At 64.6% G+C, this 21,840-nt stretch carries 21 protein-coding genes; 8 read left to right on the top strand and 13 right to left on the bottom strand.

The features are described from left to right. Positions 1-17: 17 nt before the first annotated feature. Entirely contained in the window at positions 18-1,136 is a 1,119-nt protein-coding gene (locus AB0Y14_RS07005) for an ROK family protein (RefSeq protein ID WP_436588461.1), read from the top strand. Between the two features lie 52 nt (positions 1,137-1,188). Here AB0Y14_RS07005 and AB0Y14_RS07000 read toward each other — a convergent pair whose 3' ends face one another. From AB0Y14_RS07000 to AB0Y14_RS06990, 3 genes are all read right to left on the bottom strand, one after another. Next, a complete protein-coding gene (locus AB0Y14_RS07000) occupies positions 1,189-2,370 on the bottom strand; it encodes an ABC transporter ATP-binding protein (protein WP_436588460.1) in 1,182 nt (393 codons plus the stop codon). 176 nt (positions 2,371-2,546) lie between these two features. Beyond that, a complete protein-coding gene (bla, locus tag AB0Y14_RS06995; RefSeq protein ID WP_436588459.1) occupies positions 2,547-3,470 on the bottom strand; it encodes a class A beta-lactamase in 924 nt (307 codons plus the stop codon). Positions 3,471-3,596: 126 nt separating this feature from the next. Continuing rightward, a complete protein-coding gene (locus tag AB0Y14_RS06990) occupies positions 3,597-4,520 on the bottom strand; it encodes a helix-turn-helix transcriptional regulator (RefSeq protein ID WP_436588458.1) in 924 nt (307 codons plus the stop codon). A 112-nt stretch (positions 4,521-4,632) separates the two neighbouring features. Between AB0Y14_RS06990 and AB0Y14_RS06985 the strand changes: the two genes are divergently transcribed. Next, positions 4,633-6,114 (top strand): MFS transporter, encoded by a 1,482-nt coding sequence (locus AB0Y14_RS06985; protein WP_436588457.1) that lies wholly within the window; start codon positions 4,633-4,635, stop codon positions 6,112-6,114. 13 nt (positions 6,115-6,127) lie between these two features. Here the strand turns inward: AB0Y14_RS06985 and AB0Y14_RS06980 are convergent, their stop codons facing one another. The 4 genes from AB0Y14_RS06980 to AB0Y14_RS06965 form a co-directional block, all read right to left on the bottom strand. After that, on the bottom strand, positions 6,128-7,366 hold the full coding sequence (locus tag AB0Y14_RS06980; RefSeq protein ID WP_436588456.1) for an acetate/propionate family kinase: 1,239 nt from the start codon (positions 7,364-7,366) through the stop codon (positions 6,128-6,130). Positions 7,367-7,442: 76 nt separating this feature from the next. Next, positions 7,443-9,080, bottom strand: coding sequence for a class I adenylate-forming enzyme family protein (locus AB0Y14_RS06975; RefSeq protein ID WP_436588455.1), 1,638 nt, complete (start codon positions 9,078-9,080; stop codon positions 7,443-7,445). A gap of 267 nt (positions 9,081-9,347) precedes the next feature. Then, positions 9,348-9,881: a Dps family protein gene (locus AB0Y14_RS06970; RefSeq protein WP_436588454.1), complete on the bottom strand. Its 534-nt coding sequence runs from the start codon at positions 9,879-9,881 to the stop codon at positions 9,348-9,350. Positions 9,882-9,978: 97 nt separating this feature from the next. Continuing rightward, the gene (locus AB0Y14_RS06965; protein WP_436588453.1) at positions 9,979-10,146 is read right to left on the bottom strand and encodes a hypothetical protein; all 168 of its coding nucleotides are present in this window, start codon (positions 10,144-10,146) and stop codon (positions 9,979-9,981) included. A 420-nt stretch (positions 10,147-10,566) separates the two neighbouring features. Here AB0Y14_RS06965 and AB0Y14_RS06960 point away from each other — a divergent pair, with 420 nt between their 5' ends. From AB0Y14_RS06960 to AB0Y14_RS06940, 5 genes are read left to right on the top strand one after another with little or no spacing between them, the layout of a single operon-like run. Continuing rightward, positions 10,567-10,893, top strand: a complete 327-nt coding sequence (locus tag AB0Y14_RS06960) for a PTS sugar transporter subunit IIB (protein WP_129316417.1) — start codon at positions 10,567-10,569, stop codon at positions 10,891-10,893. Next, the gene (locus AB0Y14_RS06955) at positions 10,890-12,248 is read left to right on the top strand and encodes a PTS sugar transporter subunit IIC (protein ID WP_436588452.1); all 1,359 of its coding nucleotides are present in this window, start codon (positions 10,890-10,892) and stop codon (positions 12,246-12,248) included. Before AB0Y14_RS06960 ends, AB0Y14_RS06955 begins: the two co-directional genes overlap by 4 nt. Before the next feature lie 5 nt (positions 12,249-12,253). Continuing rightward, positions 12,254-12,619: a PTS lactose/cellobiose transporter subunit IIA gene (locus AB0Y14_RS06950; RefSeq protein ID WP_436588451.1), complete on the top strand. Its 366-nt coding sequence runs from the start codon at positions 12,254-12,256 to the stop codon at positions 12,617-12,619. Beyond that, positions 12,616-14,073 (top strand): glycoside hydrolase family 1 protein, encoded by a 1,458-nt coding sequence (locus AB0Y14_RS06945; protein WP_436588450.1) that lies wholly within the window; start codon positions 12,616-12,618, stop codon positions 14,071-14,073. Before AB0Y14_RS06950 ends, AB0Y14_RS06945 begins: the two co-directional genes overlap by 4 nt. Positions 14,074-14,089: 16 nt before the next feature. Beyond that, on the top strand, positions 14,090-16,012 hold the full coding sequence (locus AB0Y14_RS06940) for a BglG family transcription antiterminator (RefSeq protein ID WP_436588449.1): 1,923 nt from the start codon (positions 14,090-14,092) through the stop codon (positions 16,010-16,012). A gap of 175 nt (positions 16,013-16,187) precedes the next feature. On the opposite strand, the gene AB0Y14_RS06935 is transcribed toward AB0Y14_RS06940, so the two are convergent. Together AB0Y14_RS06935 and AB0Y14_RS06930 are read right to left on the bottom strand one after the other, a co-directional pair. Continuing rightward, positions 16,188-17,024, bottom strand: a complete 837-nt coding sequence (locus tag AB0Y14_RS06935; RefSeq protein ID WP_436588448.1) for an NAD(P)-dependent oxidoreductase — start codon at positions 17,022-17,024, stop codon at positions 16,188-16,190. A 39-nt stretch (positions 17,025-17,063) separates the two neighbouring features. Then, positions 17,064-17,843, bottom strand: a complete 780-nt coding sequence (locus tag AB0Y14_RS06930; protein WP_436588447.1) for an SDR family NAD(P)-dependent oxidoreductase — start codon at positions 17,841-17,843, stop codon at positions 17,064-17,066. Positions 17,844-18,025: 182 nt separating this feature from the next. Here AB0Y14_RS06930 and AB0Y14_RS06925 point away from each other — a divergent pair, with 182 nt between their 5' ends. Further along, on the top strand, positions 18,026-18,853 hold the full coding sequence (locus AB0Y14_RS06925; RefSeq protein ID WP_436588446.1) for a helix-turn-helix domain-containing protein: 828 nt from the start codon (positions 18,026-18,028) through the stop codon (positions 18,851-18,853). A 140-nt stretch (positions 18,854-18,993) separates the two neighbouring features. Here AB0Y14_RS06925 and AB0Y14_RS06920 read toward each other — a convergent pair whose 3' ends face one another. Genes AB0Y14_RS06920 through AB0Y14_RS06905 form a run of 4 tightly spaced genes read right to left on the bottom strand, consistent with a single transcriptional unit; the run spans position 18,994 to position 21,837 of the window. Then, positions 18,994-19,803 (bottom strand): 4'-phosphopantetheinyl transferase family protein, encoded by an 810-nt coding sequence (locus AB0Y14_RS06920; RefSeq protein ID WP_436588445.1) that lies wholly within the window; start codon positions 19,801-19,803, stop codon positions 18,994-18,996. 26 nt (positions 19,804-19,829) lie between these two features. Beyond that, positions 19,830-20,627 (bottom strand): ABC transporter permease, encoded by a 798-nt coding sequence (locus AB0Y14_RS06915; protein ID WP_436588444.1) that lies wholly within the window; start codon positions 20,625-20,627, stop codon positions 19,830-19,832. Then, positions 20,624-21,628 carry an ATP-binding cassette domain-containing protein gene (locus AB0Y14_RS06910; protein ID WP_436588443.1) on the bottom strand — a complete coding sequence of 335 codons (1,005 nt, stop codon included), beginning with the start codon at positions 21,626-21,628 and terminating at the stop codon, positions 20,624-20,626. Before AB0Y14_RS06910 ends, AB0Y14_RS06915 begins: the two co-directional genes overlap by 4 nt. After that, positions 21,625-21,837: an MbtH family protein gene (locus AB0Y14_RS06905; protein WP_436588442.1), complete on the bottom strand. Its 213-nt coding sequence runs from the start codon at positions 21,835-21,837 to the stop codon at positions 21,625-21,627. The genes AB0Y14_RS06910 and AB0Y14_RS06905 overlap by 4 nt, the downstream gene beginning before the upstream one ends. Positions 21,838-21,840: the final 3 nt, after the last annotated feature.

Raw genomic sequence — 21,840 nt, 5'->3', positions numbered from 1 at the left:
TGTGGAAGGGTGAGCCGATGACGGCAAACTCCCTGATGCAGAGTACCGGTCTGACCCGGGCTACCGTCCTGGCTCTTTGCAAGGACCTGGCGGACGAAGGATGGCTGGTCGAGGCCGAGAACTCCAGGGATGCGGGCACCTCCACCAAGGGGCGCCCATCTCTGCGGTATGTCTTCAATGCGCGGAAAAAGATCGTTGTGGGTGTCGATGCGGGGCAGCATCGACTCAAGGCGACGGTGGCAGATTTGTCCGCCGCCTCCCTCGGTACGGCCCAGAACTCGATGGGCCACGGTTGGGGAACGCCGCAGCAGCGCCGAGATGCCATCGTACGAACCATCGACCAAGCGCTCGTCGATGCTGCGGTCTCGCCCACCGCGGTGGATTCGGTGGTCTTCGGCGTCCCTGCTCCCGTGGATCTCGACGGGATGTCTCCCGAAGGTCCGAACGAGTACTGGCACACGATGAATCCCGGTCTCAACCGGCTGGTCGACGACAGGGGATGGCTCGCTCGGGTCGAGAACGACGCCAACATGGCCGCCTTCAACGAGCTGAACTGCAACCCGGAATTGCGGGAATCATCCTTCGCGGCGTTGCTGGTTGGGAGGAGGTATGGGGCCGGGATCGTATTGAACTCGCAGCTCCTGAGGCAACGTCGGGGCAATGCTGGCGAGCTGGAGATTCTTCACATGGTGGATGGAGTCGGAGGGGCCGACGGCGCCGGGTACAGCGCTCAGGTCCTTGCCGTTGAAGCCATCGAGCGGGCAAAGGCAGGTTCCGGCCCGTCCACAAGCCTGTCGATGTGGTCGGAAGGGACTATTCGCGCCGAGCACGTTTTCATGATGGCAGACCAGGGGGACGACGTCGCACGAGAGATCGTGGACAAGGTCGCCGATCGGATTGCTCGGGTCTGTGCTCTGCTGGCGGGGCCGCTCGGGCTCGAAGGGGTAGTGATTTCCGGGGGCATGGCCCCAGCGCTGAGCAGCCTGGTGTCGCGCATCCAGGAGTCCGTCCAGAATTATTTGTATGCCCCGTGGCTGAAGATCTCAGCTTCTGCCACTGGTGCGGACGCCGTGTGCAATGGCGCTGTTTTCGCGGCCATCGAAGGGGTACGGGAGCGGGCCCTCAAGGGGCTTTAGCGGTCTCGGCGGCCTCTTTGCCGTACCCGGGCCTTGGCCGCGGCGGACACGCTCAGGCGGCGGAGGACCCCTTGGCGCGTGCCACCTCCGTGCTCCGCTCGTCGTTCGAGAAGACTGCGGCTTCATCGTGAGCGAGATTGTGCCCCGAAACGGAGTCGAAGAAGTGGCAGTGCCCGGTCGGCGCCAACCATACGCGGTCGAACCGTTTGAGCGGACTTCGTCCCGTGGTCCTGACGATGATGTGGGCCGGCCGTTCCGTGTTCGGAGAAACAATGGTGATGGGCGATCGGCGGGGGAGCGAGACGTGGACATACGCGTCCGCACCCAGCTCCTCCACGAGTTCTACCTGTGCTTCGAAACCCTCGGATGCCTCGACGACCTCGAGATCTTCTGGCCTGATCCCCAGGTGCACGGTCGGGCTCAGGGTCCGTGCACGCATCTCGTCGGGGAATTCGATGGTTGCGTTGTCAAGCCGTACGCCGCAGGGCTCGACGGTGCCTGAAAGGACGTTCATGGAGGGGGAACCGATGAACCCGGCCACGAATTCGTTGGCGGGGTGGTCGTAGAGGTTGGCCGGAGTGTCCACTTGCTGGAGTCGGCCGTCCTTCAGCACGGCGACGCGGTCGCCCATGGTCATGGCTTCCGTCTGGTCGTGAGTGACATAGACCGTGGTGACACCGAGATGCTCCGTCAGCTCGGAAATCTGGCTTCTCGTCTGCACCCGAAGTTTCGCGTCGAGGTTGGACAACGGCTCGTCCATCAGGAAGATTTCAGGCGATCTGACAATGGCTCTGCCCATGGCCACGCGCTGACGTTGGCCCCCGGACAGCGCCTTGGGTCGGCGGTCCAGGTAATCGGTGAGATCGAGTAGCCGGGCCGCTTCCTTGATTCGCCGGTCGCGTTTGGCCTTGGGGAACTTGGCGATTTTGAGCGGGAAGCCGATGTTTTCGCGGACGGTCAGATGCGGATAGAGCGCGTAGTTCTGGAACACCATGGCAATGTCGCGGTCCTTGGGGTGGAGAGGGGTTGCGTCCCGGTCTCCGATCCAGATCCGGCCGTCGCTCACTTCTTCGAGGCCCGCCAACATTCTCAGGACCGTGGACTTCCCGCATCCGGACGGCCCGACGAGGACCAGAAACTCTCCGTCGTGGATGTCGAGATTCAGGTCAGAGACCGAATCTCTCATCGCACCCGGGTACCTGCATGTGACGTTCGAAAGGCTGACACTCGCCATCGGAACTCCTGACGTGGGGCGCCGTGCCCCCGGTGGGAATTTATTTAGGCCAAATATAAACTCTGTGCGGCAAATTTCATAGCCCACATCACACTCGACGCGAGTTTTTTTGGCGTGCAGCCAGCCCTGGGGCGCCGAGGCGCATGCGGTCCACCTCGCGGCGGACCGCATCGCCCTCAGCCGGTGATCCCCTCGAACACTGCGCGTGCGGTGCCGGCGATGGCGGCCTTCTGGGCGTCGGTGTCGTCTGTGCGGCGCGACGTGCTGAAGACCGACATGACGATCGGTCCGCCCTGCTCCGGCCAGATGACGGCGACGTCGTTGGACTCGCCGTGGGTGCCGGACCCGGTCTTGTCGCCCACGAGCGTTCCCTCGGGGAGGCCGGCCCGGATCTGTTCGGCACCGGTCGTCGACTCCTTCATCCACCCGACCAGTTTGTCGCGTCCGGAAACGGACAGTCCGCCACCGAGGGCCAGGCGGTTCAGTGTTTCGGAGAACGCGGCAGGAGTGGTGGTGTCGAGACCGCCGGAGGCATCGTTGAGGTCGGGCTCGACCCGGTCGAGCCGGGTCGTGAGGTCGCCCGTGGAGCGCACGAAGTCGGTCACGGCCTCAGGGCCGCCGCACTGCTCCATCAGCAGGTTCGACGCCGTGTTGTCGCTGACCGTCAGAGCGGCAACGCAAAGTTCCTCGACCGTCATCCCGTCCTCCAGGTGCTGGCTGGTCACCGGAGCGTAGGCCAGGAGGTCCTCCTGGGCGATGTCGACGTGCCGCCCGAGCAACTTCGGGTCCTGGGAGGCGAGGTTCAGGACCGTCGCGACCACCAGAACCTTGCTCACCGAGCAGAGCAGGAAGGGTTGTTGATCCCGGTAGCCGAAGCACGCACCGGTCGACGTGTCGATGGCGTGGACACCGATCTCGCCGTCGAGCTGGCGTTCGAGTTCACGAAGCTCGGAGACCACGTCGGACTGCCGCGCGCGGCCAGTAGCCTGCGTGCCGCCGCCGGACTGTGCAGGGCCCGGGGCCGATGCTCCCGCGGCGGTGGCGATGAGGGTCGCCGGGATCGCGGCGGCGGCGCCCGCCAGTATCGTTCGGCGGGTCATGGAACTCGAGGCGGTCTGTCGACCTGCGGATCGGGCGGAATGTTCCTGGGGAAGACGGAACGACATGGTCAGCCTTTCTCTTGGGGGTGAGGGCCGTGAGGCTGGGCGCCCCGACGGCGCGTGGGGTCATCCGACCGGGCGCAACGGCAACCGACGCACGACGTCGTCATCCGCGGCCGCGGGCGACCGATGTTTCCTGGCCCACTCTATCTCGCCCGTGTCGATGAGTTTCTGAAGACGTTCCAGACGGGCGGCCGTCGTTTGGTCTTCCGGCTGGTGGATCGAGAGAGCGAGCCTGCGATCTTCCTGCACCACGAGCGTCAGGTTGCTCAGGCGCAAGGTCCCCACCCAGGGGTTGTCCACGGTCTTGACGTGGTTGGCCTCGCGCACCACGTCACCGGAATCCCAGAGCCTCCGGAATTCGGCGTGGGTACGGAGCTTGTCCAGATGTGCTCCCCAGTCGGGGTGCTCGGGGGATTCGCCGAATGACGCGCGCAACTTGGCCACGAGAATCCGAAGCTGCTCGGGATCATTCCGGTAGGCGTTCTGCCACGTTCGGTTCTCCAGCAGCTGGTGGACGCAGGAGCGATCCGCCACCTTGTCCGCGTCGTCGAACAGAAAACGGAAGGCCGGGTTGTAGACGCGCCACCGGTAGAGCTCATCGTGGACCATCGCGGGGTACGGCATGGCCTTGTCCAGCATCGCACGGAGCCGGTCGTCGATGATGCTTGTGCCCGGGCGTTGGGCCTGCGCGGGGTAGCCACCGAGCCGAAAAAGGTGGGCGCGCTCTTCGGGCTCGAGCAACAGCGCGTCAGCAATGGCGGTCAGGACGTCCACGGAGGCATGGACTTCGCGGCCCTGCTCGAGCCACGTGTACCAAGTGGTCCCGACGTGGGCCAGAACCGCGACCTCCTCGCGGCGCAATCCCGGCACGCGGCGTCGCGGTCCGCACGGCAGGCCGACGTCCCGAGGCGTGAGCCGATCGCGGCGGCTGCGCAGGAATGCGCCTAGCTCGTGATTGCTCAGCTCCTGGGAGGTCGTCCTTGTCATGAGGACATTCTTGCAAGGTTGAGAACCAGGTGGGAAGCCCTCAGCCTGGTAGTGGCACTACCAGCATGGCCCGGCACTGCCACTGTCTTCCCCACGGCAGCATGGTGGTGACATGAACAAACCAATCCTTTGGCCGCTGCACCTGGCGGCCCTGCTGTCCACTTTCGTCTTTTCCCTCGGGTCCATGACGGCTCCCCAGATGAAGGAATCACTCGGGGCCGACGGCGGCCAGAGTGCGCTCATGGTCGGCATTTTCGCCGCCGCGTTCGCCTCCGGGATCATCTTCTGCGGCCGTTTGGGGGACAAATTCGGGCGACGCCGGCTGTTCATCATCGGCATGCTGGGGCTCGCGGTGTGCTCCGTCGGTGTGGCCTGCGCGTGGAGCCCCGGTACGGCCATCGCGGCCCGAGTCGCGCAAGGTTTCGCCGCCGCGGCGATGATGCCGCAGATCCTGTCGATCATCCAGTCCGCCGTCTCCGGCACGGATCGGATCCGTGCGGTCGGGGTCTACACGGCCGCGGCCGGCGTGGGCACCGTGGCCGGTCAGGTCATCGGCGGGTTCCTTGTCTCTGCGGGCGGTCCCGACCTGGGGTGGCGGCTGGCGTTCGCCGTATTCGCTGTCCTCTGCGTTCTGGCCGGGCTGAACGCATTCCGTCTGCCCGCCGATGGAGGGAAACCGCAGCTGCAGACCGACCCGGTCGGGGCATTGCTGCTGCTGACCGCGCTCGGAAGCCTGATCACCGGGCTCTCGCTGGGGCCCAAGGCGGGTTGGCCGAACTGGTGCGTGGCCCTGATAGTCGTTGCCGTGGTGGCACTCGCCGGGCTGGTCCTCCAACAGAGGAGCACCGCTCGGCGCGGTGGGCAACCCCTGCTTCCTCCGGAGGTTCTTCGTGCCCGTCCTCTGGCGACCGGCGGCGTCATGGCCATGGTGTTCTTCGGCGGATACGGGGCATGGACGTTCAACTACGCCGTGCTCACCCAGTCCGGCCGAGGCGAGCCCGCCTGGCTGTCCGGGACCGTGCTCGTTCCCTTCTGCGTGGCTTTCCTCCTGGCGTCGTTGCAGTACCACCGCATCACCGCCCGGCTGGGCGGGCCGGGCACCATGCTGGTCGGTGCCCTTCTCCAGGGCATTGGTCTGGTCGGCGTCGGCCTGGTTTCCCTGGTGTCCGACGCCGGCTGGGAATGGTGGTTCCAGGTGCCCGCCGTCGTGCTGGGCGTCGGTCAAGCGCTCCAATTCGGTCCCTTGGTCTCGACCGTGATGGCGGAAGTCCCGGAACGTGTCGGGGGACTGACCGGTGGTCTGATCTCGACGATGCAGCAAACCGGGATTGCCGCCGGTGTCGCCACGATCGGCGCGGCCTACACCTGGTTCCAGTCCCTGTTCACGCCCACCCAGGCATTCGGCATCGTCTCGGTCGGGCAAGTGGCACTGGTCGCGGCATTCGCCGTGGGCGCCGTCGTGCTTCGACGGGCCGCCAAGTCAGCCGCTTCCGAGACCTCGGTACCTGCAACGACCGAGTATCCGGGCCGGGTCGAAAACCCAACGGGGATCGAGCAGCCGGCGCCGACACCATCAGGGGTTCGCTGCTCCTGATCCTGCGGGGCGGTTACCGGTGGTCGATCCTCGCCCCGACCAGGCCGGCGGTGGCCTCCGCGATAGCGCGCTCCTCATCGGTCGGAACCACCAGCACGGTGATCGCGGAATCATTGCCGGAGATCACGCGCGTCTCTGCGCTGCGGACCTCGTTCGCGTCCGGGTCGAGGGTGATGCCGAGGGCACTCAGCTCGTCCACCACGAGCCTCCGGAACGCCGACGAGTTCTCGCCGATCCCGGCCGTGAAAACGAGGCACTGCATCCCGCCGACCGCCACGTGGTAGCCGCCGATGTACTTGGCGAGGCGATAGGCCGCCATGTCCATGGCCAGCTGAGCCCTGGAGTCCCCGGAGCCGGCGCGCTGCTCGAGCTCCCTCATGTCGTTGGTTCCGCCGACGGCGGCCAGGCCGGATTCCTTGTTCAGGATCTCGTCCAGCCGCTCGGCGTCGACGTCTTTGTTGTGCGTCAGGATTCCGGTGAGCACGGAAGGGTCAATATCGCCCGAACGGGTCCCCATGACCAAGCCGGCCAGGGGCGTGTAACCCATCGACGTGTCGATCGATGCTCCGCCCCGGATGGCCGTGACCGATGCGCCGTTGCCAAGGTGCGCAATCACGGCGTCGAAATCCTCACGGTCCGCCCCGAGGAACTCCGCCGCCTTACCCGTGACGTAGTCATGACTGGTGCCGTGGAAGCCGTAACGACGGATGCCGTGCAGACGGTAGAAAGCATCGGGGATGGCATAGCGCCAGGCCTTTTCCGGGAGGGACCGGTGGAAGGCTGTATCGAAGACGACCACCTGCGGCATCTCCGGCCACTTCTTCTGGATGGCCCTCAGCCCGAGAGCCGCCGCAGGGTTGTGCAGCGGCGCCAGGGGCGCCAGACGCTCGATCGCGCGAATGATCTCATTGTTCACGATCACGGGCGCCGAAAAGCGTTCGCCACCGTGCACGACCCGGTGCCCCACGGCGTCGATCTCCCGGCCGTTCAATTCCCGATCCAGGCGCTCCGCCATGACGTCCAGCGCCTGGGAATGATCGGCGATGTCCCCGCCCTCACCGATGTTCTCGATCAGACTCTTGGTGAGCACCTCGTCCCCCTCCGCGCCGAGGGTCGCCTGTTCCAGCGTGATCCGCTCGTTGATCGCCGGCATCGAGGACGTGTACGGGGTGACGTTCTCCTCCGAGGTGGTGACCTCGCGTACCTGGTACTTGATCGACGAAGATCCGGAATTGATAACGAGGACGAGCATGGCGTTCCCTTCGCGTCGTGACGGTATGAGGCTCATTATTCCACCGTCACGACGCGCAGGAAGACGCCTGTGAATATCAGTTCTTCGGCCTGACAAGCCTGCCCGCGGCGTCGTCCTCCGCCGCAATCTCCGCAACCTTGTAGTGCATCTTCTTGCCCGTCGGGGTCAGAGGGACCTCGTCCACGAACCGGTACTCGCGAGGGCGCTTGAAGTCTGCCAGTCGCTGGTTGGCCCGGCAGAGCTCATCCAGCTCTTCGGGGGCAACGCCGTCACCCTCCGGGATGATGTATGCGGCAACCCGCTGGCCCCAGTGGGGGTCCGAAACGCCGACGACGACGGCGCTCGCGACGCCCGGGTGCTCCTCGAGGACCTCCTCGACCTGGACGGGATGAATATTTTCCCCTCCGGAGATGATCATGTCGTCCTTGCGGCCGACCACGGTCACGAATCCCTGCTCGTCCCACGTCGCGAGGTCGCCCGGGTACAGCCACCCATAATGGAACTTTTCCTCGTCCCGATCCGGATTGTTGTAGTACGAGAACCCCGACTTGGGCGAGCGCATGATGACTTCACCGATCTCGGTGTTGTCCTGCGCGGCGGTCTCCTCGGGCGTCGCGACGCGGTCCTCGAAGATCCGCACGACGGCGACGTCGTCGTCCGTGCTGGCCCGGCCCGCGGTGCCCGCGTGATCTGGTAGATCCTCGGGGCGGAGGAACGTGTTCCAGAATGTTTCCGTGGTGCCGTACCCGTTGAAGATGCGCGGCGTCAGGACATCCTGGTAGCGGATGGCGTCGGCCCGCGACAGCGGTGCACCCATCGTGACGATGCCCCGCAGCGTCGAGAGGTCGCGAGGACGTCGCTCTTGTGCGGCGGCGAGCATGCCCAGTGTCACGGGGGCACCGATGAGGAACGTGATGCCGAGCTCCTCCGTCAGGTCCAGGGCCTTGTCCGGGTCGAAGGCGCGCATCGGGACCACGGAGCCGCCCGAGTAGAACACCGGGTTCGGGCCGCCCGAGTAGAGACCCCCGCGGTGGAACCACGGGGTCGTGTTGAGCGTGCGATCATCTGGCGACAAGGGGAAATGCATGATGACGTCGTGCGCGGACATGACCTCGACGAGGGAGGGCAGCGGAATGCCCTTCGGCATCCCGGTGGTTCCGGAGGTGTAGAGGCGGGTCGACTCCTCGTAGGTCGAGAAATCTTCCGGAACGTGCGGGCGGTTATCGGGAGCGCTCTCGACGGCATGCCAGAAGTCGACGACGTTCTCGCCCGTTCTGCCCTCCAGGACCCACTCGGTGGGCGTATCGGTGGCCAGTTCGACGGCGTGTTCCGCGGTCTGCTGGTACTTGCCGGTGTACACGAAGACCTTCGGCGAGCTGTCGTCCAGAATATGGGAGGTCTCGCCCGCGGAGAGCCGGTAGTTGATCGGTACGCTCACCGCGGCGATGCGCTGGGTCGCGAGGTAGAGGATCGCGAATTCCGGGCAGTTCGGCAATTGGTAGACGACGGCGTCACCGCGGCCGACGCCGGCCTCGGCCAGCGCGGACGCCGTGCGGGCGACGTCGGCGTCGAGCTCGGCGTAGGTCCAGTTGCGCCCGGTCTCCGGATCGATGATTGCCCAATCGTTGCCGTACCGACGAATATTGCGGCGGAAGCCCGCCTCATAGGTGAAGGCGCCTTCGAAGTATTCCTTGAAGCGTTGGGGGTCGTACACCTTCCGCATCTCCTGATTTCAATGAGTGATTTACATAGCTAAACTATAGATATTCTGCGCCGCGTCCGAGACTCCGGCAGGTGGGGTGCGGTGCGTTGGAGACGCGGACAGGTGCGGTGGCAGGCATAGAAATTTCTATGACACCCGGTCTAGCACAAAGCGAATTCGGATTCATCGTCCCGGAACGCACCGAGCCCAGGGAACCAATCATCGCGACCGGGCCGCGGACGATGATTCCCTGGGCTCGACGAGCCGCGGGAGCGCGGGTTACTTGGCTTCGGCCGGGGTTCGGGTTTCGGCGCTGATGAACCACGACTGCTGCTCGAGCTTCTCGATGATTCCGTGCAGGATGTCGGCCGATGTCGGGTCGGCTGCGTCGACGGCGTCGTGGACCTCGCGCATGGTGCCCGTGGTCGCCTCGATCGCCCGAACGATCAGGTCGATGGCGTCGGTGGTCAGCACTTCGCCCTGCGGCATCTCCGGCAGGGTGGTGTCCGCTGCGACGACGCCGGGCCGGCCGTCCGGCGTGGCGTGCAACGCGCGCATGCGTTCGGCGACGTCGTCCGATGAATCACGGGCGATATCGACGACCTCGTCCAGGTTCAGGTGCAGGTCGCGGAAGTTCGGGCCCACAATGTTCCAGTGGGCCTGCTTGCCGACCATGTGCAACGCGATCAGGTCGACCAGGACTTTCTGCAAGTCGTCCCGCAGTTCCCTGGGCGCGACGAAACCCTTCTCGGCGTTCTCGCGGCGGGTTGCGGTGTCTCCGGCGGGCTGCGGTGCCTTGATGGTGTCAGTCATTGCATCTCCTTGCATTGATGGGCCCACGTTCGGGCCTCGATGTGGTCCGTTTCGATGCGATTCGTCGTGGTTCGATACTGTCTCGCACGACGGCGGGTCAGTTGTCCGTGGCCGGGCGCCGTCCCTGCAAGTCGGTCATGTCGCCGATCGCCTCGTCACCGGGTTCGCCCTGAGCACCCGGTTCCCGGCGATAGGCTTCCTCCTCCTCGGGAGTCATGCCGATCTTCTTTTCTCGGGATTCTTCGGGGTCGTTCGTACGGCTCATCGTGCACCTCCTTGGTTCTCGGCGGGCCGGGCGATGTCTCACGTCCCCTGTTGCCGGGCCGGCCTTCGTTTTCCCACGTCAGGTCACGTTTTCGACGATACTCGGCGGCCGAGGGGCAGGAAAGGGGTGTCAGCTGTCGGTGGACGGTGCTCGAGGCGGCAGTTTTGTGCGTCGTCCCCGCTCGAGGCGGCAGTGGCGTGCAGTTTTTCGGCTCTTTCGCCGCACGCCAGTGCCACCTCGGCGCCGGAGAGGGGCGGTTGTGCACGGGATTGCCACCTCGACGCCGGGGGGGGGCGAGCCCATCCCGACTCAGGCGCCCCGAGTTTCCGGCCGGCGGAAAGTTTTCTCGTGGCGGTCCACATCGGAATCCAGAAGCATGGTCCGACAACAGCACATCGGATCACACACCAGGAGGACGAGATGGAGACTCTCACCGTGATGCTCGCTTGCGGGTCAGGAGCGAGCACAGGATTCATGGCTGCGAACATGAAGAAAGCCGCGAAGGACATGGGCCTGGATGTCGACATCATCGCCCGCAGCGAGAGCGAGATCAGCGAATACCTGAACCGGATCGACGTCCTGATGATCGGCCCGCATCTGGAGTACCTGTTCGACGACATTGACAGCTATATCGGCGATGCCGATATCGGAGTCGTGCTGATGAAACCGGACTATTACTCGACCCTCGACGGCAAGGCGGCGCTCGAACACATGCTTGAGGTCTTCGACGAGGACGACGAGTCATGAAAGGCCTGCTGAGCTGGCTGGAGCATTCCTTCAGCCCGCGCATGAACAAGGTCAACAGCAATCTGTGGATCGTCGCCCTCAAGGACTCGATCATGCAGATCCTGCCGTTCATCTTCCTCGGCAGCCTGTTCTCGATGCTCTCGATCCTCAACGAGATCTTCTCCGGTTGGCCCGACTTCCACGGGCTCTACTCGTGGACCATGGGCATGATCTCGTTGTTCGTCGCGTTCCTGATCCCGTTCAACCTCATGGAGCGTCTGCACGCGACAAAGCAAAGGCTCATCGCGGGCATCGCGGGTCTGGTGCTTTTCCTGATCACGGTCTCTCCCGCCGTGATCGACGCGGGCAAACCGGGGTTCAAGAACGAAGCGCTCGGAGCTGGCGGCATGTTCGCGGCCATCATCACCGGTCTGATCACCGGGTGGGTCATGAAGCTCTTCGCCTCCTTCACCTTCTTCAAGAACTCCTCCGCCATACCCGACTTCGTGCGCAACTGGTTCGACGCGATGCTCCCGGTAGCCGTCGTCGTCGTCTTCGGTTGGGTCCTGATCGACGTGATCGGCGTCGACCTGTTCCGCGGTATCCAGGCGGTGTTCTCCCCGGTCGCAGACATTATTCAGACGCCGTACGGGTTCGCGCTCATGATGTTCCTGTCCTGCTTCATCTACTCGATGGGGATTTCGGTCTGGGTGCTCTCCCCCGTGCTGCTTCCCGCGATGTACGCGGCGATGGCCGAGAACGTGGCCGGTCACGCCGACCATCTCGTGACCTATTCGTCCGTGTATTCGACCTACCTCTGGATCGGCGGCGTCGGAGCAACCCTGCCGCTGGTCCTCCTCATGCTCAGGGCCAAGTCCACCAGGCTTCGCGCCTTGGGCAAGGCCGGGCTGGTGCCATCGGTCTTCAATATCAATGAACCGGTCATTTTCGGTGCCGTGGCCTGGAACCCGACCCTCATGGTCCCCCTGTGGTTGCAGGGGATCATCCTCCCGTTGCTCCTCTGGTTGCTGACCAAGGTCATCCCGTTGGGTCCGATCCCGGACAAGCAATTCGACCTCTGGTACATGCCGTACCCGATCTCCACGTGGCTCTCGACCGGATCGTTCTCGGCGGTCCTCGTGGCCCTGATCGTGTTCCTGGTCTCCGGCGCCATCTGGTCTCCTTTCCTCAGGGTCTACGACCGACAGCTCGTCAAGCAGAGCGAGGCCGAGGGCCAGAAGGCGGCCGCGGGGGCCAAGGCCCCGGAGACGGGACGGACGACGACGGTGCGCAAGATCAAACGCAAACGTCCACCCATGAACACACCGGCCCCAGACCACGGAACCTCGCCCCGACCCGATCCGACGAAGGAATGAAGATTATGTCGACCACCCCATCCCAGGCTCCGAACGACGAAGCCATGAAGATCATCATCAACGCCGGCAAGGGTCGCACGGACACGTACGCGGCCCTCTCCGCGGTCGCCGAAGGAGACTTTCGGCGAGCGGGAGAGCTGCTCGAGAGCGCGGACAAGAGCGTCAGCGAAGCCCACGTGGTACACACGGATCGCATCCAGCAGGAGGCGAGCGGAGAATCGACCGCGTATTCGATGCTGTTCACTCACGCCGAGGACACCCTGATGACGGCCTACGGCGAGTTGCGTCTGGTCCGGAAGATGCTCCCCATTTTCGAGAATTACGAGACGCGCCTCCGGGCGCTGGAAGAACGCGAGGTTGCACAGCCATGAGCCCACAGAACACATTCCCCGCCGACTTCCTGTGGGGCGGAGCCATCGCCGCGAACCAGGCCGAAGGCGCCTGGAAAGAAGGCGGCAAGGGATGGTGCCTGGCCGACATCAACCAGTTCCGGGACGACGTCGCACTGAAGAAGAAGTCGAACAAGGAGATGACCACCGACCAGATCGCCGCCCACGTGGCGGACGAGGACGGCGTGTACCCCAAGCGCCACGGGATCGATTTCTACCACACGTACGACGACGACCTGCGGCTGCTCTCCCAGGCAGGATTCACCTCCTTCAGGACGTCCATCAACTGGGCACGGATCTTTCCCCAGGGCGACGAGGAGAGCCCCAATGAAGAAGGCCTGGCCTTCTACGACCGGCTCATCGATTCCGTGATCGCTCACGGGATGGAGCCGGTGATTACGCTGTCGCACTACGAAATGCCGCTGCACCTGACAACCGCGTACGCCGGGTGGTACTCGAGGGAACTGATCGACCTGTTCCTCCGGTACGCCGAAGCCGTTTTGCGCCGCTACTCGGACCGGGTCAAGTACTGGATCGTGATCAACCAGATCAACCTGATCACTCACGAGTCCTTCAACCACCTGGGCGTCGCGGAGGACAAGGTGGAGGACATCGTCTCCGCCAAGCATCAGGCGGTGCACCACGAGATGGTCGCCGCCGCGGCCGCCACGAGCTTGGGACGCTCGATCTCGTCCGAGAACCGGTTCGGCGTGATGCTCTGCCACACCTTGACGGACCCGGCGTCGCCGAAACCCGAGGACGTCTTCGCCTCGTTCCGTCAGAACCAGATGCAGTACCTCTACTCGGACATCGCCCTGCGCGGCGTGTACCCGGGATATGCTCGCCGGTATTTCGAGGACCGGGACATCGACGTCGAGATCACCGCCGAGGATGAGCGCGTTCTCCGTGAAGGTACCGCGGATTACATGACCTTCTCCTACTACTACACGCGGATCATGGACGCGGCCTGCTGGGCCGCGGGCGACGTCGACGGCCGACCCAACCCGCACCTCGAGGAGTCCGACTGGGGGTGGGCGATCAACCCCACCGGGCTGCGGATGGCGCTCAACGCGTACTGGGACCGTTACCAGGTTCCGATCATGATCACCGAGAACGGATTCGGTGCCCAGGACGTGTTGGAGGACGACGGGTCCGTGCACGACCCCTACCGCAGCGACTACCTGCGGGAGCACCTCGACGCCGTGGCCGAAGCCATCGGGGACGGCGTGGACGTGCGTGGCCACTTTGCGTGGGGTCCGATCGACATCATCTCCTGCTCGTCCTCCGAGATGAGCAAGCGATACGGGTTCATCCATGTCGATCAGGACGACTACGGGCGGGGGAGCGGTGCCCGTACCCTCAAGGACTCATACTGGTGGTACCGCGATTACGTGACCGCAGCCCGGTCGGCGACGCGCAAGAATGCATCCTCGTAAGACGTGAGCAGGACAGGTGTCAGCACGAACTCGTCGAGAAGAACAGCTGGTGGGCATCCTCGCTCGCGAACGGCACGCCGTGTCGGCGTCTACCCTGGCGCGTGCGCTCGCCGTCACGGAACGCTCGGTGCGCAATTACGTTCGCTCGGTCAACGACAGGTTCGGCGCCGAACTGCTGGTGAGTTCTTCCGAGGGGATCAGGCTCGATCGCACGCTCTACGACGAGGTGCGACGCCGCTCCGACGGTCACCTGCGCATCTCCAGCGCTCCGGAAGAGAGGCTGGACACGCTCATGGTGGCCCTGGTCAGGTCCGCTTCGGTCGACGTCTTCGATCTTGAGGAGCAACTGTGCGTCAGCGTCTCGACCATCGAGGCCGACGTCGCGAGGGCGCGGCCGTTGTTCGCGGAATATGGCCTGACGCTGGTGCGTGAGGGCGACCGAATTGGGATCGAAGGGACCGAGCGGCAGAAGCGCAGGTTCTTGAGATCATTGCTCTACAACGCCTCGGAGAGTGCGGGTCTCGAGGTCATGCGAGGAATCCGCAGCGAGCCCGACTCCGCCGTGGCGCGGCTGCACCGACTCGTGATGACTGGGCTGGAACATTACGGTCACCTCCCCAACCAGTACGTGCTCGGTGAACTCATGACCCACCTGTCCCTCGTCGCCGAACGGTTCGGTCACGACGGGACGGTCGGCGAGACGGGCCCCGCTCGCCGTGACTCGGCGGCCGGTGGGCCAGTAGCCGATGAATCAGCGGCCGAGGCGGTCGCGGAGTCCTTCCGGAAGGTCTACGGTTGGGCCCTTCCTCCCGAAGAACTCGACGTCCTGCGGGCGTACCTCGATGCGGGCCGGGACCGAGATGCGTCGTCGGGCGCGGAGGAGGACGAGGCACTGAGCGTTGTCGCGCGCACAACCGTCGACCACGTGTGCGGACTCTTCGGGCTGGGCCACCCGCGGGACGAAACCCTGGACGCGCTTCTGGTCCACATCCAGAGTCTCGGTCGGCGGGTTCGTAGCGGAAACCAGTGGCTGAACCCGCTCGGTCAAGGCTTCAAAGCGGCCCACCCCGTGGTCCACGAAATCACTCTGCACCTGTCGCAGGCCCTCGAGAGCCATCTCGGGGCAGCGCTCAGCGAGGGGGAGATCGATTACCTGTCCTTCCACCTGGGCACTGCCTTCCAGGACAACATCGACGCCGGCCCACGTGTCACCTACACCATTGTCACGCCCTCCTACGGACGCCTGTCCGAGACAACGATCGATCGGATCGTGCGGGCGGCTTCCGACGACGCGGTCTGCGACAGGACCATCATGGACCTGTCCCACGACGTCACGGCGGTCCCCAGCGACATCATCATCAGCAGCGTCCCTGTCCCGGACGCGGGGGACATTCCGGTCGTCCAGGTCTCCCCGTTCGTCGACGCCGCCGACGCGTCGGCCATTGCCGGGGCCATCGGCCAGGAGAAGCAACGACAGCGGCGTCACCAGGTGAAGGAGAGCATATTGCGCATGCTCGATGCCGACTTGTTTCTGGAGATCGGCGCGGAGACCTCCCCCAAGGCCGCGATCGAGGTCGGTTCTGAGGCCCTTCACCGTGCGGGGTACGTGCAGGGAGACTACGCGGAGGACGTCATGGACAGGGAGAGGCGCTCGTCCACGGCCTTCGGGAACGGTTTCGCGATACCGCACTCCCTGCATACCGATGCGCTCAGGTCCGGCGTCTGTATTCTGCGGCCGGAGCGGTCGATGATGTGGCACGGCGAACCGGTGCGGTTGATTCTGTTGTTCGCGGTTGCCCCGGACGGTCTCGTCGTTTTCCGGAAAGTTCTCGACGTGCTGAGTCAGGTACTCACGGATACCGAACGTTTCGAGGAATTCGTGGACGCGGCGGGCAGCAAAGCCGACTTCGTCCGGGCTCTCGACCGCGTCGTCGCGTGACAGAGGGGGTGTCCCTCCTGTCGATCTCTTGTGGCCCTTCGCGCCGCGTCGTCGACGGTGCGAGCTCGTGGTGAAGCTCGGAGTCAGTGGTCGCCCGCCGGCCGAGGAGCCGGAACGGGGGAACCAGGTGCTCCCGCGATGAAACTGTGCTGGAAGCCCGCGAAGAGGCACTGCGTCAGGCGAGTTGCTCTATGACACCTGGGAGGCGGCGCGCTCCTGATAGAGCCCGGTCGGTCATCGCAGAGGCGTCGATGTGCTCCTCGGCCATGGCGTCGTCGAAGATCTCTAGGTCGAGTGCTTCCACCGATGCAAGGTGGTCGACGGTGTCCGGAGTGACCATGGTGTTCATCAACTGCAGGGCACGGCTGTCGGCCGAACCGAGAGAAAGCGCCTCCTTGAGCGTAACGGCGGACAGGCCCATTGGCGTGGCCAGCTCGAGCACATCAGCGATTGCGGCCTGGTTGAGAGCCAGCAACGTATTGTTCAGCAATTTGGCCATCTGGCCGGTCCCCGGACCTCCCAGATGCACGATGTTGTTTGCGCAGGCTTGCAGCACCGGTGTCGCGGAGTCGACGGCGCCATGGGGCCCTCCGACGAACACGGTGAGCCTCCGGGATTCTGCCCCGGGACGCCCACCACTCACGGGGGCATCGATCACGGAAATGCCCGACGCTCTGCCCAGCCGGTGCAACCGCCGCGCCGTGCCTGGTGACCCCGTTCCATGATTAATCACCGTGGCACCGGTTCGCAGGTTCGGTAACAGGTCCTCCCGGAGGAGCTGGTCCACGACGTCGTCGGTGCTGACGCACAGGATCACGGTATCGACGGCCGAAGCCAGCGAGGCGACCGAATCGTGAGAGGTACAGGGGGTGTCGGACAGAGGTCGCAAGGAGTGCGGCCGTCGCGCCCAGACGTGCAGATCGAATCCGGCGTCCATGATCGCTGTTGCGATCGGGAGGCCCTGGACGCCGAGTCCGATGAACCCGACTTTCGCAATGGTGGAATTGTTCAAGACGTTCTCCTTGCGTCCGAATCCGGTTGGAGGGTGGGGCTAGTTCCGATAACGCGCGGCCAGTTCCGTGGACTGTGCCCCGAACGCCGCGAGGTCGGCATCAAAGACTTCCTGCAACACCTGCGCTTGCTCGACCCCGGGTGCGGTCACGATTTCCCCAAGTTCCATGCCCCGCAGACTGGCGGTGACGACGTCGCCGGCCGTCATCCGCGAGGCTTGGGAAAGATCCATGCCTTGTCGTTCGTGGAACTCGGTCGCAACCACGCCTGGAAGCAAGGCCTGCACACCGATGCCGTACTGGGACATTTCTGACTGGAGTGTTTGAGAAAAGGTGAGCGTGTAGGCCAGTGAGGAGGCGTACACGGACCGACGCAGGCCGACCTGCTCGAGAGTCGCGGGTCCGCTGAACGCGATCATCCCGGCAACGTTGACGATGTTCCCCTGACCACGAGCAATCATGCCCGGCACCACTGCGCGTGCGAGCCGCGTGGGAGCAAGAACTTTCACTCCGATGAGTTCCGTTGCATCTGCCGGTGCAAGTTCGGCGAACGGCCCGTAGTGGGCGACGCCGGCGTTGTTGACCAGCAAGGTCACGGGCTGATCGCCGATAGCGGCGATTGTGGTTTGAAGCCCGCTCTCCGTGGAGATATCCGCGGCGACAGTTTGTATCCGGACTTCAGGGAATTCATGGGCAAGTTCGGCGAGGCGTTCTTCTCGGCGTCCGACGACGATCAGCGATGTTCCCCGTTGTGCGAGGCGCCGAGCATATTCTTGCCCGATTCCCGACGAAGCCCCTGTGATTACTGCTAGTCCACTCATGATGGTATTCCTTTCCTGCGGCCTGATTGGCGCCGAATTGATCGATGGGGATCGATTCGGACGCGATGACGAGTCGATCTGTTCCTATCCTGTTCCCGATCGAGAGCGTGCTGGTATGCCCTCTTGACAGTGGTCCCAGCAGGACCACTGTCGGAAAGTAGGTGGACCATTACGCTGTATTCATGGCCGATCGGGAAAATATGCTGGGCAATTACTTGCGTGCACAACGAGAAGGAACCAGGCCCGAGCAGGTTGGTCTGCCCAGTCAGCGGAACCGGCGAGTTCCCGGACTGCGCCGAGCAGAGGTTGCCTTGTTGGCCGACATCAGTGCCGACTACTATCTCCGTCTCGAGCAGGGGCGCGACCGAAGGCCCTCGTCACAGGTGCTTCAGGCCCTCGCAGGAGTCTTCGGCCTCGATGCCATCGGTACCGCGTATTTGCTGTCCCTCGCGGAGCAAAAGGGGACTACGGCACGGCGTCGCCCCCAACGAGAGGTTGTGCCGGAGTCCGTCGCCAAGTTGCTCCGCACGATCAACCTGCCCGCATTCGTCGAAGGGCGGTACTTCGATGTGCTTGCGGCCAACGAACTCGCGACGGCGGTCTCGCCGGAGCTGACCGTGGGAAAGAACCGCCTCCGGTCGGTGTTCCTCGATCCCGATGAACAGCAACTGTTTGAGGACTGGGAGGACACCACCGCAAGGCTTGTTGCTGGGTTTCGCCGTTCGGTCGGCTCGGATACTCACGATGCTCGTTTCATTGACCTCGTCGGCGAACTGTCCCTGGCCAGTGAACGATTCTGCGCGCTGTGGGCGCGGCAGGAGGTTCAGCCGAGGCAGAGCTGGCACTTCACCATTCAGCACCCCACGATGGGCGAGATGACCTTGCTTCGAGAAAAAATGGTGCTGGGCGACGTCGATCGTGGACTCTCGCTTGCGATTTATCATCCTGAACCCGGCTCTGCTGATCAGGAGAAAATGCGGACACTGGCATCGACCATTCACAAGCCATGAACCAGGTCGGAACGAAGAATGGGGCCTGATGCGGAGCGTCAGCGATGAGCAGTGCAAGGGTGGGTTACCGGCATGCCCCGGCATGGCCCGGCATGGCCGCATGATCATCTACGAGACGGCGACGAGCCCGGACGGTGACTTCAGGCCTTGGGGCTCAGTACTTGTTCGATGTTCACCTGGTGGATTTCCGTCGGTACGGAAGCGGCGACGGCCGCGGCGTGGCCAGCGGGACCGGGAATGAGGCAGGCCCACAGCCCGTGAACCCTTGCGGAGGCGGCCTCGACCACCGGGTGCCAACTCAGGTCGTGGGTGACCGTTCCGTCCTTCCACGGTGTGAGCGTGCGTGGCTCGCCCAGGAGAAGATCGTGCGGAGCATGATCCAGTCCCAGGCCGGCGGCCTTGAGCACCGCTTCCTTGAGAACCCAGCGGTCGATCCGATCACGGATCCTGGTGCCGGGATCCGTGGACGCAGCCGGTGGCGTCGATCGCGAACCCGGCGGGACGACGTCGAGGGCGCCCGCCTCGACGGGATGGAGCGCATAGTGATCGAATCCGGGGAACAGCCGATCAGGGATGCGCTCGATATCAACCCCCAGTCGCAGGCCGGTCCGCGCCACCCCGGCGAGAGCGGCGTTTTCGGACCTGGAGCTGCTCAGGCTCGCAGCCTGGGACCTCGGCGGACCATGGGGGCTCCCGCAGAGGGGGCACTGGCGGTCGATCATCAGGTCGGCCGCTTGTAGGGGTTCCATACCGGATCGATGCGCCAGCAGCAGTCGCAGGGCGGCCCGCGAGGTCAGAGCTCGTCGTTTGTCCGTGGTTGCGATCTTGAGGTCGGCGTACGCGGTATCCTCGGCGGTAACCGCGTCCTCGAGGCCGCTCAGGGCACCGCCGTTGCGCGCCGGCAACTGCGCTTCCAGTTCCGGGCAGGAGGCGTGCAGAACACTGATCATCTCTGCCCCGAGGGTTTCGGACGGGATCAGCGGTTGCTGATCCGGCGGTACTGGGTCACGGCGATCGGTGCGAAGACGGCAATGATCGTGACGGAACACAGGAGGGCGTAGAGCGCCGCATGTTCCGCGGGCCAGCCGCCGGCCGCGCTGAAGTTCTCTGGTGCGGTATTGCCGAAACCCTGCCTGGCCATCGTCGCGATGGCGGTCACCGGGTTCCACTCGGCGATGCTGCGCAACGGGCCGGGGAGAGCATCTGCGGAAACGAAGGCGCCGGAGATGAAGCAGACCGGGAACAGCCAGAGCAGGCCGAGGCTTTGGGCGACCTCCACGCTGCGAGCGGTGAGCGCGACGACGGCGCCGACCCATGCAATCGCAAAAGCGTAGAGCAGCAGGATGAGGAAAGTGAGGATCACGCTGAACGGATCGGTGCTCGTACGCCAGCCGATCAGCAGTCCGCAGATCACCAGGACGGCCGTGGAAATGACGCTGGTGATCAGGTCTGACCAGGTGCGCCCCAGAATGACTCCGAGGCGGGACATCGGCAGCACCCGGAAACGGTCAACGATTCCCTCGTGGAGGTCCTTGGACAGATAGACCGCGGTGAAGGAGGAATTGAAGGTCAGTGTCTGGGCGAGCAGCCCGCCGATGAGGAACTCGCGGTATTCGGCGCCTCCGAGGGCTCCGCCGAAGACGAACCCGATGATGAGCACGAAGATCACGGGCTGGGCCACTCCGGTGACGAGCGCCCCCGGGGTCCTGCGGACATTGGTGAAATTGCGGGCAGCAACGATAGCGCCGTCGCGCAGACTCGACATGAGGGTCATAGGCTCAATTTCTGTTCCGGCTCGTCGGCGCGCACGCCGGCCGGCTTCGCGGTGATTTTCAGGAAAACGTCGTCCAGGGTCGGTTGCCTCAAGGCAGCCTCATCGATCCCGATCCGGGCCTCGCGCAGGACGCGCAGGGCCGCGGCGAGGCTGTCCTCGCCGTCCGGAGCCGTGGAGGTCAGCCGCCTGGACCGCGTTCCGACGGTGACATCCAGGCCCAAATCGGTCAGCCGGGTGCGTGCCACGGGCACAGCCTCCAGGCGATCCAGGGTCAGATCGATCCTGACGCCGCCGGCGAGAGACTTGAGGTCGGTTGCGGTGCCCTCGGCGATGATGCGTCCCCCGTCGATGACGGCGATGGAGTCGGCCAGCTCATCGGCCTCCTCCAGGTACTGGGTGGTCAGCAAGACCGCGGTGCCGTCTTCGGCCAGTGAGGAGATCGCGTTCCAGGTATCGCGGCGGCCGCGGGGATCAAGGCCCGTGGTGGGCTCATCCAGGACAATCACTGGCGGTCGGGCGACCAGGGCGCCCGCGAGGTCGAGACGCCGTCGCATACCTCCCGAATAGGTTCCGGCCCGTCGTTTGGCGGGGACGCCGTCGAGCCCGAATTGTTCGAGCAGCTCCCGGGCCCTGATCCTGGCGGACCGGCGGCGCATTCCGTAGAGCTGCCCCACCAGGGTGAGGTTCTCCATGCCGGTGAGCTTGTCATCGACGGCGGCGTACTGACCGGATACGCCGATCCGGCTACGCACCTCATGAGCTTCGCGGCGTGCGCTGTATCCGTCGACCACGGCGTCGCCGCCGTCGGGATTCAGCAGCGTGGTGAGCACCCGTACCGTCGTGGTCTTGCCGGCCCCATTCGGGCCGAGCAGCCCTTGCACGGTTCCGGCGGACACCTCCAGGTCGACGCCGTCGAGCGCACGAAATTGTCCGAAACTCTTGCGGAGCGACTGGAGCGAGATCATGGGGCCGCGCGGTTCCGTCAGGGAGCCGGGGCTCATGAAATGGCCCTGTCGCGCTCTGCGCTCGGGGTGATATCCGGCCAGTGCGCTTCCACGTAGTCCAGGCATTCCTGACGTTCCGCCGGCCCGTAGACTGCGACCCAGCCGTCAGGCACAGCGGAGAAATCGGGCCATAGCGAGTGCTGGCCCAGGTCGTTGATGACGACCCTGAAGGCAATGTCGTCGCGATCGAATGGATTCAACATCATCGG

Source organism: Rothia sp. HC945 (assembly GCF_051370785.1).
In the GTDB taxonomy this organism is placed as follows: Bacteria; Actinomycetota; Actinomycetes; order Actinomycetales; family Micrococcaceae; genus Rothia.
The sequence above is the reverse complement of the archived record's forward strand: the minus strand, read 5'-3'. Positions and strand labels throughout refer to the sequence as shown.

What these genes read in the sequence shown, in the direction of transcription:
- AB0Y14_RS07005 (WP_436588461.1), top strand. Translation starts at nt 18, where the DNA reads ATGACGGCAAACTCCCTGATGCAGAGTACCGGTCTGACCCGGGCTACC.
- AB0Y14_RS07000 (WP_436588460.1), bottom strand. Translation starts at nt 2,370, where the DNA reads ATGGCGAGTGTCAGCCTTTCGAACGTCACATGCAGGTACCCGGGTGCG.
- bla (WP_436588459.1), bottom strand. Translation starts at nt 3,470, where the DNA reads ATGACCCGCCGAACGATACTGGCGGGCGCCGCCGCCGCGATCCCGGCG.
- AB0Y14_RS06990 (WP_436588458.1), bottom strand. Translation starts at nt 4,520, where the DNA reads ATGACAAGGACGACCTCCCAGGAGCTGAGCAATCACGAGCTAGGCGCA.
- AB0Y14_RS06985 (WP_436588457.1), top strand. Translation starts at nt 4,633, where the DNA reads ATGAACAAACCAATCCTTTGGCCGCTGCACCTGGCGGCCCTGCTGTCC.
- AB0Y14_RS06980 (WP_436588456.1), bottom strand. Translation starts at nt 7,366, where the DNA reads ATGCTCGTCCTCGTTATCAATTCCGGATCTTCGTCGATCAAGTACCAG.
- AB0Y14_RS06970 (WP_436588454.1), bottom strand. Translation starts at nt 9,881, where the DNA reads ATGACTGACACCATCAAGGCACCGCAGCCCGCCGGAGACACCGCAACC.
- AB0Y14_RS06965 (WP_436588453.1), bottom strand. Translation starts at nt 10,146, where the DNA reads ATGAGCCGTACGAACGACCCCGAAGAATCCCGAGAAAAGAAGATCGGC.
- AB0Y14_RS06960 (WP_129316417.1), top strand. Translation starts at nt 10,567, where the DNA reads ATGGAGACTCTCACCGTGATGCTCGCTTGCGGGTCAGGAGCGAGCACA.
- AB0Y14_RS06955 (WP_436588452.1), top strand. Translation starts at nt 10,890, where the DNA reads ATGAAAGGCCTGCTGAGCTGGCTGGAGCATTCCTTCAGCCCGCGCATG.
- AB0Y14_RS06950 (WP_436588451.1), top strand. Translation starts at nt 12,254, where the DNA reads ATGTCGACCACCCCATCCCAGGCTCCGAACGACGAAGCCATGAAGATC.
- AB0Y14_RS06945 (WP_436588450.1), top strand. Translation starts at nt 12,616, where the DNA reads ATGAGCCCACAGAACACATTCCCCGCCGACTTCCTGTGGGGCGGAGCC.
- AB0Y14_RS06930 (WP_436588447.1), bottom strand. Translation starts at nt 17,843, where the DNA reads ATGAGTGGACTAGCAGTAATCACAGGGGCTTCGTCGGGAATCGGGCAA.
- AB0Y14_RS06925 (WP_436588446.1), top strand. Translation starts at nt 18,026, where the DNA reads ATGGCCGATCGGGAAAATATGCTGGGCAATTACTTGCGTGCACAACGA.
- AB0Y14_RS06920 (WP_436588445.1), bottom strand. Translation starts at nt 19,803, where the DNA reads ATGATCAGTGTTCTGCACGCCTCCTGCCCGGAACTGGAAGCGCAGTTG.
- AB0Y14_RS06915 (WP_436588444.1), bottom strand. Translation starts at nt 20,627, where the DNA reads ATGACCCTCATGTCGAGTCTGCGCGACGGCGCTATCGTTGCTGCCCGC.
- AB0Y14_RS06910 (WP_436588443.1), bottom strand. Translation starts at nt 21,628, where the DNA reads ATGAGCCCCGGCTCCCTGACGGAACCGCGCGGCCCCATGATCTCGCTC.
- AB0Y14_RS06905 (WP_436588442.1), bottom strand. Translation starts at nt 21,837, where the DNA reads ATGATGTTGAATCCATTCGATCGCGACGACATTGCCTTCAGGGTCGTC.